This is a genomic window from Longimicrobiaceae bacterium, from assembly GCA_035696245.1.
Classification (GTDB): domain Bacteria; phylum Gemmatimonadota; class Gemmatimonadetes; order Longimicrobiales; family Longimicrobiaceae; genus DASRQW01.
The window spans coordinates 1-13152 of sequence record DASRQW010000442.1; the positions used below are offsets into that span (position 1 = coordinate 1).

Below are 13152 nucleotides of genomic sequence, written 5' to 3' on the forward strand. Positions count from 1 at the left end.
GGTGATGCCGCGCGGCTTCTGGTTCCCGGACCCCACGATCCGCATCTGGACCGCGCAGCCGCTGCGCGAGGGCAGCCGCTCCGGCAACTACGCCCTCGTGGGCCGCGCCGCGCCGGGGATGAGCCCGGAGCACATGGAGCCGCAGCTGGCCGCGATCACCCGGTTCCTGGGCGAGAACTTCCAATACCCGGCGCAGTGGGACAAGACGAAGAACGCCGCGCTCACGCCCGTGCGGAGCTACCTCCTCGGCAGCCTGACCCCCGTGCTGACGGCGACGCTCGCTGCGATGGCCGTGCTGCTGCTGATGGCGTGCGCGAACGTGGCGGCGCTGATGCTGGGCCAGGTGGACCGGCGCACGACGGAATTCGCGGTACGCACGGCGCTGGGGGCCGAGCGGCGGCGGCTCACGCAGCAGCTCGTGGCGGAGGCGGTGCTGGTGGGCCTGCTCGCCGGCGCGGCCGGCGCGGTGCTGGCGGCCGCGGGCTTCCGCCTGCTCGTGGGCGCGCTGCCGCTGGGCGCATGGGCGGAGCGGGCCACGCTGAGCTGGACGCTGTTCGGGACGGCGATGGCGGTGGCGGTCGTCGCGGCGGTCGCGGTGTCGCTGGTGCCCGCGTTCGCGCTGTGGCGGGGCGAGCTGCGCGGGGCGCTGGCGCGTTCGCGCACGTCCGGCATCGCCGGGCGGGGGATGCGGATGGAGAGCGCTCTGGTGGTGGGCGAGGCCGCGCTGGCGGTGCTGATGGCGGCGGGCGCGGCGCTGCTCATCCGCAGCGTGGTCAAGCTGTACGCCATCGACCCCGGCTTCGAGCCGGCGGGCGTGGCTGTCGCGAACGTCACCTTCCCCGCGCAGATGCAGGACGCGCAGCGCATCCGGGTGCTGGGCGAGCTGGCGCGGCAGGCGGTGGCGCTGCCGGGCGCGCAGGCCGCCTCGGTGTCCCAGAAGCTGCCGCTGACGGGCGGCGGCAACAGCTTCGACATCGGCATCCCCGGCCATCCCGAGCTGGACGGGACCACGACCTTCTTCCGCGTCGTCTCGCGCGACTACGTGCAGACGCTGGGCATGCGGGTGCGGCAAGGCCGCGGCTTCGTGAGCACTGACCGCGCGGACAGCACGGGCGCCATCGTCATCACCCAGTCTCTCGCGGCCAAGTACTTCGCCGGGAGGGACCCCATCGGCCAGCGCATCACCGGCGGGTTCGGGGGCGGAACGGTGGTGGGCGTGGTCGACGACGTGGCCGAGGCCAAGCTCACCGACGAGCCCGCGCCCGCGCAGTACCTGCTCTACGACGGCTCGCCTTACACGGCCGACAACCAGTCGCTGCTCGTGAGGATGAAGCCCGGCGGCGACCCCGAGGCGCTGCTGCCCGCGCTGCGGCGGCTGGTGGAGCGCGCCGCGCCCGGCGTGGCCGTGCAGGAGCTGACGACGATGGACCGGCTGTTCACCAAGGCGGTGGGCCCCGCCCGGCAGATGATGGGGCTGCTGTCGATCATCGCCGTGCTGGCGCTGGTGCTGGGCGCCATCGGCATCTACGGCACCATCTCGCACTTCGTGGACGGGCGGCGGCGAGAGTTCAGCATCCGCATCGCACTGGGGCTGGCGCCGCGGCGGGTGGTCTGGCAGGTGGTGCGGCGGGGCGCCGGGCCGGTGCTGGGCGGGCTCGTTCTCGGAGCGGCCGGCCTGCTCGTGCTGGCGCGCGTGCTGGCCTCGTTCCTGTACCACGTGGGCACGGCGGATCCCGTGTCGCTGGCCGGGGCGGGCGCGGCGCTGCTGGCGGTCGGCCTCGTGGCCGCGTGGGTGCCCGCGTACCGCGCCAGCCGCTCGGACCCGGCGCTGGCGCTGCGCGAGCAGTGAGCGGGCGACGAACGTGAGGGAGACGAGATGAACGGGGACGTGCCACTGGGCGTGTGGGAGGAGCAGGTGCTGCTGGCCGTGGTGCGGTGCGCGGCCGCGGCGTACGGGATGGCCGTGCGCCGCGAGCTGGAGGCCGCCACGGACCGCGAGGTCGCCATCGGCGCCGTGTACGCCACGCTGGACCGCGCGGAGGCGAAGGGCTGGGTGACGTCGTCGCGCGCGGACGTGGAGGGGCAGTCGCGCCGTGTGTTCGCCCTCCTTCCCCGCGGCGCCCGCGCGCTCGCTGGAACGCGTGCCCTCCGCGAGCGCCTGTGGCACGGCGTGAACCTCCAGCCCCTCCTCGCCTGATCGCAGATCGGTTCGGGAGATGAAGATCAGCGGAGCCGCGTCGTCCGATGCGGCTCCGCTTCTCATTCCCATCTGCCGGCCGATGAACGGCGGACGGGGGATTCACCTCGGATGAGCAGCGGCGCCTCGTCCAACAAAACTTCGGCTCACGTGTCTCTGGCCGGCTCCTTGCCGGGCGGCAGGGAGATGCCGTTCCAGCCAGGACGGTGCGGAACCGACACGGGAGATGAGCAGATGGCCATGATGGACGAGCTGGTGTCGCAGATCAGCGCGCGGGCGAACATCCCGCCGGAGCAGGCCCGCCATGCCGCGCACGCCGCGGTCGAGTTCCTTGACGGCCGCCTTCCCGGCCCGCTCAAGGGCCACCTCGGCAGCATGCTGGGTGACAGCGCGACGCACGCCGCGCCGCGGGCCGGTGCACCGGCCGGCGGGCAGCCCGGAGCCGCGCAGCCCGGAGCTCCGCAGCACCACGACGGCCCCGACCTGGGCGGGCTCGCGGGCAAGCTGGGCGGACTGCTGGGGGGCTGAGGCGCGGGGAAGCGGCCATCCGCGACAGATTCGCTACCGAGGCGCCATGAGGAACGTGAGCCCCGACACGAGGCTTGCGCTTTCGACCGGCGCCTTGTAGGCTGTACCCCGCGCCGTAAAGGCGCAGACCTGCCTGCGTAAGAATACCTCGCCAGTCCACGCTCCGGTCGCCGAAACGAGCTCTCAAGCCTGACAGCTGATCCAAATCGTCCTGCACGGCAATCGCGCCTTCGCACCGGCACGATCAGGACATTTTTCTCTCAGAATATTCATCGACTTAGCCCTCGTGAAGGGCTTTACCGGCGGCAGCTTGCCGCCACGATTACAACCTCCGCACGAAAGAGGAAAGATGCGCAACGCGTTGAAGTGGGGGACGGCATCGCTCGTCCTGCTCGCGAGCACCGGCTGCTACCACGCGGTGGTGGACACCGGCCGCCCCGCGACCGGGCCGGTGATCGAGAAGCAGTGGGCGAACTCGTTCCTGTACGGCCTGGTGCCGCCCGCCGTCGTGCAGACCGCCTCCGCCTGCCCGAACGGCGTGGCCGTGGTGGAGACCCAGCACTCGTTCCTCAACGAGGTCGCAGCCGGGCTCACCTTCGGCATCTACACGCCCATCACCATCACCGTCCGCTGCGCGGGCGCGGGCTCGGCGATGGCCCCCTCCGGCAACGCCGTCGTGACCGTCGCGGCGGGCGCGAGCGAGGAGGAAGAGGCGGTGGCTCTCCAGGCTGCGGCCACCCGCTCGGTTCGCGAGAACGCGCCGGTGATCGTCACCTTCGCAGGCGGCGCGAAGTAGTCCTCGGCCGTCCAGACACAGCCGGCGCGGCGAGTCCAACGTCATCCCGCCGGCCCGTACCCCTTCCTCGACACACGACATCATGAAGAATCGGATCAAAGCAGGGCTCCTCGCGCTCGTCGTCGGCCTCGCCGCGTGCTCCGGCGACTCCACCGGCCCCAGCAACGCGAAGCTTTCGGGCGCGTGGTCGTTCTCGGTCAGCAACTTGTCCGGGTCAGGCCTCGCCAACTGCAACGTCGCGGGTCTGACGCTGAACCTCACGCAGTCCGGCTCCTCGTTCTCCGGCACATACACACCGGGCACGCTCACCTGCCCGGGCGTGGGCGCCACATCGTTCAGCGGCGGCACCGTCGTGAACGGGACCGTCAACGGCAACAACGTCACGTTCAACCTGGACGACCCTTCGTTCCACAACACGGGGACACTCAACGGGTCCGGGATCAGCGGCACCACGCTGGTCCAGACGTCGAGCGGCAACCTCACGGGCACGTTCAGCGCGGTCAAGCAGTAGACGGCTCGCGCCGACATCGCACGACGAAAAACGGAGCCGCATCCCTCGCGAGATGCGGCTCCGTTCGTTCTTCATCCTCCGATCCAACCGATCTATCCCCCAGTAGCTCTACCGCTCCTGCACGCGCCGCACGATCCAGGCGAGCAGCGCCAGCACGCCGGAGACGACGATGATGGCGGGGCCCGTGGGGAGGTCGAACGGCACCGAGAGGCAGAAGCCGACCACCGCCGCCAGCAGGCCGGAGCCGACGGAGACTGCGAACGTGCCCGTCATGCTGCGGGCGGCCAGCATGCCGGTGACCGCGGGGAGCACCAGGAAGTTGAACACCAGCATCACGCCCGCGAACTGCATGGCGAAGGCGATCACCAGGCCCAGCGTGAGGTACAGCAGCAGGTTCCACGCGTCCACGCTGAACCCCAGCGTGCGCGCCGTCTCGCGGTCGAACGAGACGAAGAGGAACTCCTTGTAGAACACGAGATGCAGCAGCAGCACGGGCACGCTCACGCCCAGCAGCACCAGCGTGTCCGTGGCCGTGATGCCCAGGATGTTGCCCTGCAGGAAGATGTCGTGCGCCTCGCCCGTCGCCGCTTTCGCGATGAGCAGGATGCCCGCCGCCGCGGCCACGGCATACGTGACGCCGATGGTGGCGTCCTGCGGCACGCGCCCCCGTCCGCCGCCCATGCCGAAGAAGAGCGCCCCGGCCAGGGTGACGACGAGAGAGAGCGCCACCGGATGCGTCGCGGCGCCCGCCGCCCAGCCCATGCCGCCCAGCCACAGCGCCAGCGCGATCCCGGCAGACGAGAGTTCGGCCAAGGCGGCGCCCACGAAGACGATGCGGCGCATCACCACGTACACGCCCAGCACCGAGCAGGCGAGCGCGATCACCAGCGCGCCCCAAAGCGCGTCCTTGAAGAGGAAGACTGCATCAAACACGGCCGCCTGCCTCTCCCGCGGGCGCGCGCCGCGCCAGCACGATGCGGTGCCCGTTGAACGAGTCGACCTCCACCGGAATGCCGTACATCTCGCTCAGCGTCGCCTCCGTCATGATCTCGTCCACCGTCCCGATGCGGAAGCCGCCGCCCACCACCAGGGCGATGCGCTCCACGTAGTTGGCCACCTCGTTCAGCGCGTGGCTCACCATGATCACCGTCAGTCCGTCGCGCTCGTGCAGCTCGCGCACGAGGCCCAGGATCTGGGTGGTGGAGACCAGGTCCATGCCGTTCGTGGGCTCGTCCAGGATCAGCACGTTGGGCTCGCCCACCAGCGCGCGGGCGATGAGCGTGCGCTGCTTCTGGCCCCCGGACAGGTCGGCCAGGTGCCGGTCCGCAAGGTCGGGAATGCCCACGTGCTCCAGCGCGGCCTGCGCGCGGGCCCGGTCGTCCTTCCCCGGCCGCCGGCCCAGGCCGATTCGGTCGTAGCGGCCCATCATCACCACGTCGGTGACCTTGAGCGGGAAGTTGTAGTCCACCTGGTCGCGCTGCGGCACGTAGCCGAACCGCAGCGCCGGGTCCAGGCGGATGGTGCCCGTCATGGGCTTGAGCGAGCCCAGGATGCCCCGCAGAACCGTGGTCTTCCCCGCACCGTTGGGTCCCACGAGGCCCAGGAAGTCTCCCTCGGCGATGCCGAAGTCCAGGCCGCTCAGGATGGGGCGCCGCCCGTAGCCGAGCGTCACCCCCTGGAAGCTGACCAGCTCGCTCATCGCAGCGCGGCGGCCAGGCGGCCGATGTCGTACTGCATCAGCGAGACGTAGTCGCCCACGCCCTGGCGCACGCCGCCCACGGAAGGCGGCAGGATCAGCACGGTGGCGCCGGTGCGCTGCGCCACGAAGTCCGCCATGCGCTTGTCGTAGAAGGGCTCCATCACGATGGTCTTGGCCCCGGTGCGGCGCATGGTGGCGATCACGCCCGCTAGGTGCGACGGCGACGGCGGAACGCCCGGCTTGGGCTCCATGAACGCCACGATGTTCATTCCGTTGTACTCGGCGAAGTAGCGCCAGCTGGTGTGCCAGGCCACGACCGGCTTTCCGCGGATGGCGGCCAGCTGCGCCGTCCACCCCCGCTCGGCCGCGTTCAGCCGGTTCTCGAAAGCCGTCTCGTTCGCGCGGTAGACCGAAGCCCCCGCGGGGTCGAGCTGCACGAAGCGGTCGCGGAACAGCCGGGCGATGCGGCGGCCGTTCTCGGGGTCCAGCCAGTAGTGCGGGTTGCCCATGGGGTGCACGTCGCCCTGGCTGCGGTCCACGTCGCCCTGCGCGCGGTCCAGCACGGGGATGGCGCGCGACACGTCCAGGTAGCCCGCACCGCCCGGGCGCACCTTGGGGTTGCGCGCGCCGTCGATCAGCAGCGGCATCCACCCGATCTCCAGGTCCAGGCCCACGAACGCGAACACGTCGGCATTGCGCAGGCGCAGGATGAAGCTGGGCTTGGCCTCCACGAAGTGCGGGTCCTGGTATCCCTCGCTGATGTGCACCACGCTGGTGCGCGCCCCGCCCACCGCCATGGCGATGTCGGCCAGGTCGGTGGTGCTGGTCACCACGTTCAGCTTCCGCTGGGCGGCCGCGGGCTGGGCGGCGAGGCCCAGCGCGGCGGCGAGCGCCAGCATCTTTCGAATGTTCATCTCGATCCGTCTCCCGTTGTGCGGAATGGGTGTGACTCACTGCGTCGTGTGATGTCGATCTACCGTCGTGCGATGCCGTGGGGCATCAGAACGGATGCGGCTTGTGCGGGCCCAGGGCGAACGTGGCCTGCACGAGGAAGCGGTTCACGCCGTCCAGCCCGCCCGGCATGTAGCGCTCGTAGCCCGCGGTGAGCTTGCTGAACTCGCTGGGGAAGAACTCCAGGTATCCAGAGACGGCGTTCAGCGCATCTCCATCGTTCTCCGGGTCCTGCACCCAGTCGTAGCGGCTGCCGATGAAGCTGCGCGGCCCCACCTGGTAGCGGGCGAAGACGTACGCGCCGTTGTAGTTGCGCGTGGGGCCCAGGAAGACGTCGGATTCGTCCACGGGGTCGCCGTTGATCTGCCGCATGAACTCGCCCTGGAGCATGAAGGACTTGTACAGGCCCTGCTCCAGCGGGCGCCAGCGGTAGGTGAGGTCCACGCCCAGCGTGGTCTGCCGCGCGGCGACGGCGGTCAGCTCGCTCGTGGCGAACACGGCGGGCTGCGCGCGGCGGCCGGTCATGGCGCTGGCCGACAGCTCGAAGTTGGTGCTCTGCGAGATGTCCACGTAGTTGCGCAGGCGGGCGGAGAAGCCCAGGCCGCCCAGGCTGCGGTTCACCGGCTCGCGCGTGACCAGGCTGTCGGGGGATTGGCCCAAGCGGTCGACGGCGGTGACCTGCAGCTCCTGGTAGAAGCCGAAGGGCGAGAACACCTTGCTGCCCGCGATGCCGGTGCCCTTGAGCCCGTCGTCGCTCAGGAAGCGCTGGATGACCCACGGGTACTCGATGGTGTGCAGATCGTGCCGGTGCGTGGTGTTCTGCTTGCCGAACGGCATGAGGAAGCGGCCCAGCCGCGCCTCCAGCCCCGCGGGCAGCGACGTGGTGGTCAGGTACGCCTGCTCGATGGAGATGCCCTCCTGGTCCGAGATGCCTAGGAAGACGTCGCCGCGGAAGTACGGGTCCACCACGGCCTGCACGGCGAGTTCCACCTCGCGGACGGCGAAGCGCTCGCCGCCCGGCTGCGTGCTGCCCTTGGGCGAGAGGTCGCCCACCAGGTCGCCCACCGCGCTGAAGTCCGGCAGCAGGCGCGGGTTGGTGGGGCCGCCGCTGCCCGCCTGCGCGGGGCGGCCGTTCTCGGCGGTGGTGGGGGTGGACGGGGTGCCGGCCGCCTCCAGCTCGCGCACGGCGGCGATGGAGTCGGCGCGCGCGGCGCTGTCGGCGCGGGCCACGCTGTCCGGGTTGGCAGGCGTGGGGACAGGGGTCTGCTGGGCCGCTGCGGCGGTGGCCGTGGCGGCGAGAAGCGCGAGTAAGCCGTAGATGGCTCGCATGATTCGATGGTGAGCGGGTGCTGGACGATGCTGCGCGAGACCTGCGCCGCACGCCGGCCCGTGGGGCACGGGCGTGCGGAAGCGGAGCCCTCGCGCCCGTCCATCCGCTTGCTCCGCGTTCGATCCGCCGGCTCGAGGGTCGGGGGACGGACTGCGGCCATGCAGAGTGGATGCCCGGATGCCCACCACGTCGCGGACGCGGTCGCTCCCCGGCGGATGCAGGGGAGACGGACGGTCCACGGACGCGGGGTCCGGGTGGTGCGAAGGGCTCTTAGGCCTGTGCTGGGGGTGCCCGCGCCTGGACCGGCGCGTGGCTTACGGGAAGGTAGCCGGTCTCGGCCGCGGCGTAGGCGGCGTGCGACTGGGCGGTGAGCTGCGGGAGCACCGACTCGCCCGCGGGGAGCGAGACGGCGTGGAAAGCCTGGCAGACGGCGCAGTCGCGCTCGTTGTGCGCGGGCGCCGCGGGGCGCTTGGAGCCGCCCTGCGCGTCCGAAGCGTCGCCGCCGCCGGCTGCGGGAGCAGAGAGCGCCGCCGCCTCGCCGAACTGTGCGTCGGCAGTGGCGTGCACCCACGGACCCACCGCGCCGCCTGCGAACTGCAGGAGAGCGGCGAGCAGAAGGCTCAGACGAGCCCAGCCGGGAAGGTGCGCGCGCGTGTTCATGAAGCCGAGCCGTACCCCCACCGCGTGGGTTGAGTTCCCCGCACTGTCCTCTCCCGGCGTCACATCACCCCGCCCGAAGAAGGGTACACATCCGCTATCCATCTACTGCGCAAGACGATGTGTGCCGCATCTACCGGCTGGAGTTCCTCACCTGTTTCCGCGGCGCCGGCGCTACCGCCAGGCACTCACCGCCCCGGACCGGTAGGGGCCCGACCTGCGTGTCGGCCCGCGCCTCAGCGGCGAAGATGCCCAACCGACGCCATCGGACTGCGGCAGCGACCGTACGCGGTTCCGATGCCAGGCCGCGGAACCGCGGTCGCACACGCAGGTGCGACCCTACCGAGCGGGGGCGTCCACATCGGTCCATGCACATCTACCTAATCGACCAACGAATCCGCGTCTATCGTCCTAACGCCGTGCGGGTCAGGCGGTTGCGCGGAAGTCGCGGAGGCGGCGGAGGTTCTCGCGGTCGCTGCCGGTGTGGTCCTCCAGCTTGGGCGTCTCCAGCACCTTGGGCACGCCCGCGAACCGCTCGTCGCGCATGAGGCGGCGGAAGGGCTCGGGCGTGAGAAAGCCGTCCCCGATCCACTCGTGGCGGTCCTTGCGAGTGCCCAGGTCGTGCTTGCTGTCGTTGAGGTGGAACGCGCGCAGCCGCTCGAACCCGATGGTGTCGCCGAAGCGCGCCATCACCCCGTCGTAGTCGCCGCGCAGGTCGTAGCCCGACGCGAACACGTGGCACGTGTCGAAGCACACGCCCACCCGCGACCGCAGCGCCTCGGGGATCAGGTCGATGATGCGCGCCAGCTCCTCGAACGTGCAGCCCAGCACCTTGCCCGCGCCCGCCGTGGTCTCCACCAGCACCACGGTGCTGCCGCCCGCCTCCTCAAGCGCGCGGCCGATGGCCTCGGCGTTCTGCAACAGGCCACGCTCGCGGTCGCCGTCGGTGGCGTTGCCGGGGTGCGTGACCAGGAAGTGCACGCCCAGCGACCGGCAGCGCGTAAGCTCCTGCACGAACGACGCATACGACTTCTCGAACAGCGCCGGGTCGTGCGAGGCCAGGTTGATCAGGTACGAGTCGTGGGAGATGACCGTGCCGATGGTGCGCTCCACGCACGCGGACGAGAACGAAGCGCACAGCGCGTCGTCCACCGCGGGCTCGCGCCACTGGTTGGGCGTCTTGGTGAAGAGCTGGAGCACGGCGGCCCCGATCTCGTGCGCGCGGCCCGGCGCGGTGTGGCACCCGCCGGCGGTGGAGACGTGCGCGCCCAGCTCGTCGGGCGCGGCCGCTACTTCGTTCGTGCTCATATCGCGATGCTCGACAGGTCGAAGTTCGGTTCGGTAGATGCGAGACGTCCGGCAGATGCGAACGCTTCGGTAGATGTTGCCGCTTCGGTGGATACCGCTGGGGTCCGCCAACGCAGCCGCATCGGTAGATGACGCCGCTTCGGTAGATGCAGCGGTCGGGAGATGAACCGCCTCGCCTGATAACCCGCTCGGGCCGATGCGGTCGCTCACCGTTCCGCTTCCACCGATGCGCGGCAATGCACGCTCGCGAATGCGCGGGCGATGCGCTCCGGCCGCTGCGGAGGGATGCGGTTCGTGACGATGTAAGGTTGCGCGCGCGGGCGGCGATGGATAGGTGGAGCGAACGATCTCGCGGCGAGCCAGGGAGACGATGCGCGTGAACCCCACGACCGACCCCGCCGCCACGGTGCGGCGCGCCCGCGACGGCGAGCCCGGCGCGCTGGGCGAGCTGTACGCGGCGCACGCGGCGGCGGTGATGGCGCTGGCGTACCGACTCACCGGCTCGCGCGCCGACGCCGAGGACGTGCTGCACGACGTCTTCCTGGGCCTCCCCGAGGCGCTGCGCCGCTACGACGAGCGCGGCAGCTTCGAGAGCTGGCTCAAGCGCGTGGCCGCCCGCGCCGCGCTCACCCGCATGCGCTCCGCCGGCCGCCGCCGCGAGGTGGCGCTGGACGACGAGGCCGAGCCCTCCCGCCGTGCCGAGGCGGAAGCCGTGGAGCCGCGGCTGGCCCTGGAGCGCGCCCTGGCGCGGCTGCCGGACGGGCTGCGCGCCGTCTTCGTCCTCAAGGAGGTCGAAGGCCGGCCGCACGCCGAGGTCGCGGGGCTGCTGGGCATCACCCAAGGCGCGAGCGAGGTCCGGCTGTGCCGGGCGGTCAAGACGCTGCGCGGCTACCTGAGGAGCGACCGATGACGACCCTTCCGCTGGCGCACCCGGACGACCGAAAGCTAAAGCGTTTCGCCGACGGCGCGAGTGCCCCCGCCGAATCGGCCACCGTGGGCCGCCATCTCGCCGCATGTGAGCGGTGCCGCGCCACCGTCTCGTTCATGCGCGGGCTCTCCGCCGCGGCGCGCGACCTCCCCGCCCCGCTGCCGCCGGACGGCATGCTCGCCCGCATCCTGGCCGAGCGCGCGGCCGGCGAGCGCGTGCTCCTGCCCGGCGGCGAGGAGCCCGCGGCGACTCCGCGGCGGCGCTGGCGGCGGGGGCTCGTCGCCGGTCTCACGGCGGCGGCGCTGGTGGCGGTCGCGTCACGGGCCGGGCAGCGCGCCATCTCACCCACGTCGCCCGGTCTGGCCGCGGCGGAGGACAGCCTGCCCACGCTGGGCGGCGTGCTCTCCAGCTTCAGCGTGCTGCCCAACGAGGCGGCCGCGCAGGACCTGACCGGGCCGGAGATGTCGTATCCGCCCGCCCGCGACGTGGACGCCACGCGCCTGCGCCCCGCCACGTGGACGTACGAGCTGCGCACGGTGCGCGGCGGGCGCCTGGCCGTGCCGCCGGAGCGCGGCATCGTCCGCCTGGACCGCGCGGAGTACCAGGGCCGCCCTGCGTGGCGCCTGTACGACGCGTGGACGGGCCACCCGCACGACACGAAGGAGACGACGATCCTGGACGGCGCCACGCTCCGCCCGCTGCACCGGCAGGCGTACGACGTGGGCTTCAGCCGCTTCACGGTGGAGCAGTGGTTCACGCGCGACAGCATCCACGGCACCATGCGGTCGGCCAATCGTAGCCGGCTGATCGCCCGGCGGATCCCGTCGCGCGGCGGGCCGTTCCTGGCGGGCGAGGCGTCGCCGCTGCTGATGCTCCAGGCCATCCGGCTGGAGCCGGGGTGGCGCGGCCGGGCGTCGCTGCTGGGCTGGGGCGCGGCCCGTTCGGACCTGGCGTACCCGTTCGGCCTGCGGCTCACGGGCGAGGACCGCGTGCGCACCGCGGCCGGGCCGGTGGACTGCTGGCGCGTGGTGCTGGGCACCGGCCCGCGCGAGCACACCTTCTGGCTGCGCAAGACCGACCACGTGATGATCCTCTCCCGCCGGGCCGGCGCCGCCCCCGGCGAGCTGATGGAATCCGTCCTCGTCGCCGAGGTGCCGGCGGGGTAGCCGCCGCCGCGCATCTCCGCCGGATCGGGCAGCTTCGCATCGGCGGAGATGCGGCGGGCGCGCGAGCCGAAGCATCAGCCTGTCCGCATCTCCCGAATCCAGACGCGGATGCGGATCGGCCGGCGGCAGCGCCGATCCGCCGCAACTCGCCCGATCCACATCTTCCGATCCGCCGTCTTCGTCATCATCCTCCCACATCGGAGCACCCATGCGCCAATTTGCTAGATGCACAGCCGTCATCCTGCCGCTCCTCTACGCCTCCGAGCTCGCCGCACAGGCGCCCTCCGGCCAGGTCCGCGCGTACCGGGTGGATGCGGGGCACTCGGACGTGGAGTTCTCGATCCCGTTCCTCTACGGCACGGTGCGCGGGCGGTTCGACGACCTGCACGGCACGGTGACGTACGATGCGCGGCAGCCGGCGCGCTCGTCCGTGACGTTCGTGATCGGCGCGGCGAGCGTCAGCACCGGCTCGCGGCACCGCGACGAGCACCTTCGCAGCGCGGACTTCTTCGACGTGGAGCGGTTTCCGCGCGTGACGTTCCAGAGCACGCGCGTGGCGGCGGCGCGCGGCGGGTTCGTGGCGACGGGGCCGCTCACCGTGCACGGCGTGACGCGCGAGGTGTCGATCCCGTTCCGCGTGGCGCACGCGCCGGTCGCGGACCCGCACGGCTCGTCGCTGGTGGGCTTCGCGGGCGCGGTGCGGCTGGCGCGGAAGGACTTCGGGATCGAGGGCGGAAGCCGCTTCAACCCGTGGTTCGACGCGCTGCGCAGCGCCACCATGGGCGACAGCGTGGACGTGACGCTCGCCGTGGAGGCGTGGGACACCGACTTCGGCCGCACGCACGAAGCGCAGCTCGACTCCGCGGTCGCGCGCGTCACCCGCGATGGCGTTCCCGCGCTGGCGGCACAGGCGAGGGCGGCGCGGGCGCGCGATCCCAACGCGCTGAAGAACGAGGAGTGGAACGTCGACCGCCTCGGCCGCGCCTTGCTCGCCCGCGGCCGCACCGCCGACGCGGTGGCCGTCTTCCGCCTGGCAGCCGAGCTGTACCCGCAATCGCCGCAGGCGCAGACCAGCCTGGGC

At 71.8% G+C, this 13152-nt stretch carries 14 protein-coding genes; 8 read left to right on the forward strand and 6 right to left on the reverse strand.

Annotated elements, in window-relative coordinates; translation table 11 throughout:
* The 5 genes from VFE05_19900 to VFE05_19920 form a co-directional block, all read left to right on the forward strand.
* On the forward strand, nt 1-1849 hold a 1849-nt coding region (locus VFE05_19900; protein ID HET6232349.1), incomplete at its 5' end, for an FtsX-like permease family protein.
* A gap of 27 nt (nt 1850-1876) precedes the next feature.
* Nucleotides 1877-2197 carry a helix-turn-helix transcriptional regulator gene (locus tag VFE05_19905; GenBank protein ID HET6232350.1) on the forward strand — a complete coding sequence of 107 codons (321 nt, stop codon included), beginning with the start codon at nt 1877-1879 and terminating at the stop codon, nt 2195-2197.
* 234 nt (nt 2198-2431) lie between these two features.
* The gene (locus VFE05_19910; GenBank protein HET6232351.1) at nt 2432-2725 is read left to right on the forward strand and encodes a hypothetical protein; all 294 of its coding nucleotides are present in this window, start codon (nt 2432-2434) and stop codon (nt 2723-2725) included.
* A gap of 349 nt (nt 2726-3074) precedes the next feature.
* On the forward strand, nt 3075-3521 hold the full coding sequence (locus VFE05_19915) for a hypothetical protein (protein HET6232352.1): 447 nt from the start codon (nt 3075-3077) through the stop codon (nt 3519-3521).
* An 82-nt stretch (nt 3522-3603) separates the two neighbouring features.
* Nucleotides 3604-4032, forward strand: a complete 429-nt coding sequence (locus VFE05_19920) for a hypothetical protein (GenBank protein HET6232353.1) — start codon at nt 3604-3606, stop codon at nt 4030-4032.
* A gap of 108 nt (nt 4033-4140) precedes the next feature.
* On the opposite strand, the gene VFE05_19925 is transcribed toward VFE05_19920, so the two are convergent.
* From VFE05_19925 to VFE05_19950, 6 genes are all read right to left on the reverse strand, one after another.
* Nucleotides 4141-4965, reverse strand: coding sequence for a metal ABC transporter permease (locus VFE05_19925; GenBank protein ID HET6232354.1), 825 nt, complete (start codon nt 4963-4965; stop codon nt 4141-4143).
* Nucleotides 4958-5731 (reverse strand): metal ABC transporter ATP-binding protein, encoded by a 774-nt coding sequence (locus tag VFE05_19930; protein ID HET6232355.1) that lies wholly within the window; start codon nt 5729-5731, stop codon nt 4958-4960. The genes VFE05_19925 and VFE05_19930 overlap by 8 nt, the downstream gene beginning before the upstream one ends.
* A complete protein-coding gene (locus tag VFE05_19935) occupies nt 5728-6645 on the reverse strand; it encodes a metal ABC transporter substrate-binding protein (GenBank protein ID HET6232356.1) in 918 nt (305 codons plus the stop codon). Before VFE05_19935 ends, VFE05_19930 begins: the two co-directional genes overlap by 4 nt.
* Nucleotides 6646-6730: 85 nt before the next feature.
* Complete coding sequence (locus VFE05_19940) at nt 6731-8011, reverse strand: hypothetical protein (protein HET6232357.1); 1281 nt, start codon at nt 8009-8011, stop codon at nt 6731-6733.
* A gap of 271 nt (nt 8012-8282) precedes the next feature.
* The gene (locus tag VFE05_19945; GenBank protein HET6232358.1) at nt 8283-8672 is read right to left on the reverse strand and encodes a DUF2946 family protein; all 390 of its coding nucleotides are present in this window, start codon (nt 8670-8672) and stop codon (nt 8283-8285) included.
* A 423-nt stretch (nt 8673-9095) separates the two neighbouring features.
* Nucleotides 9096-9977, reverse strand: a complete 882-nt coding sequence (locus tag VFE05_19950) for a deoxyribonuclease IV (GenBank protein ID HET6232359.1) — start codon at nt 9975-9977, stop codon at nt 9096-9098.
* Nucleotides 9978-10353: 376 nt separating this feature from the next.
* On the opposite strand from VFE05_19950, the gene VFE05_19955 reads away from it, so the two are divergent.
* The 3 genes from VFE05_19955 to VFE05_19965 form a co-directional block, all read left to right on the forward strand.
* Complete coding sequence (locus VFE05_19955; protein ID HET6232360.1) at nt 10354-10887, forward strand: sigma-70 family RNA polymerase sigma factor; 534 nt, start codon at nt 10354-10356, stop codon at nt 10885-10887.
* Nucleotides 10884-12071: a hypothetical protein gene (locus VFE05_19960; GenBank protein ID HET6232361.1), complete on the forward strand. Its 1188-nt coding sequence runs from the start codon at nt 10884-10886 to the stop codon at nt 12069-12071. The genes VFE05_19955 and VFE05_19960 overlap by 4 nt, the downstream gene beginning before the upstream one ends.
* A gap of 208 nt (nt 12072-12279) precedes the next feature.
* Nucleotides 12280-13152, forward strand: an 873-nt coding sequence (locus tag VFE05_19965; GenBank protein HET6232362.1) for a YceI family protein, incomplete at its 3' end; no start/stop codon positions are given.

Bases quoted from the DNA above. Each gene is read 5' to 3' on its own strand.
- VFE05_19905 (HET6232350.1), top strand. From the start codon at position 1,877: ATGAACGGGGACGTGCCACTGGGCGTGTGGGAGGAGCAGGTGCTGCTG.
- VFE05_19910 (HET6232351.1), top strand. From the start codon at position 2,432: ATGGCCATGATGGACGAGCTGGTGTCGCAGATCAGCGCGCGGGCGAAC.
- VFE05_19915 (HET6232352.1), top strand. From the start codon at position 3,075: ATGCGCAACGCGTTGAAGTGGGGGACGGCATCGCTCGTCCTGCTCGCG.
- VFE05_19920 (HET6232353.1), top strand. From the start codon at position 3,604: ATGAAGAATCGGATCAAAGCAGGGCTCCTCGCGCTCGTCGTCGGCCTC.
- VFE05_19930 (HET6232355.1), bottom strand. From the start codon at position 5,731: ATGAGCGAGCTGGTCAGCTTCCAGGGGGTGACGCTCGGCTACGGGCGG.
- VFE05_19935 (HET6232356.1), bottom strand. From the start codon at position 6,645: ATGAACATTCGAAAGATGCTGGCGCTCGCCGCCGCGCTGGGCCTCGCC.
- VFE05_19940 (HET6232357.1), bottom strand. From the start codon at position 8,011: ATGCGAGCCATCTACGGCTTACTCGCGCTTCTCGCCGCCACGGCCACC.
- VFE05_19945 (HET6232358.1), bottom strand. From the start codon at position 8,672: ATGAACACGCGCGCGCACCTTCCCGGCTGGGCTCGTCTGAGCCTTCTG.
- VFE05_19950 (HET6232359.1), bottom strand. From the start codon at position 9,977: ATGAGCACGAACGAAGTAGCGGCCGCGCCCGACGAGCTGGGCGCGCAC.
- VFE05_19960 (HET6232361.1), top strand. From the start codon at position 10,884: ATGACGACCCTTCCGCTGGCGCACCCGGACGACCGAAAGCTAAAGCGT.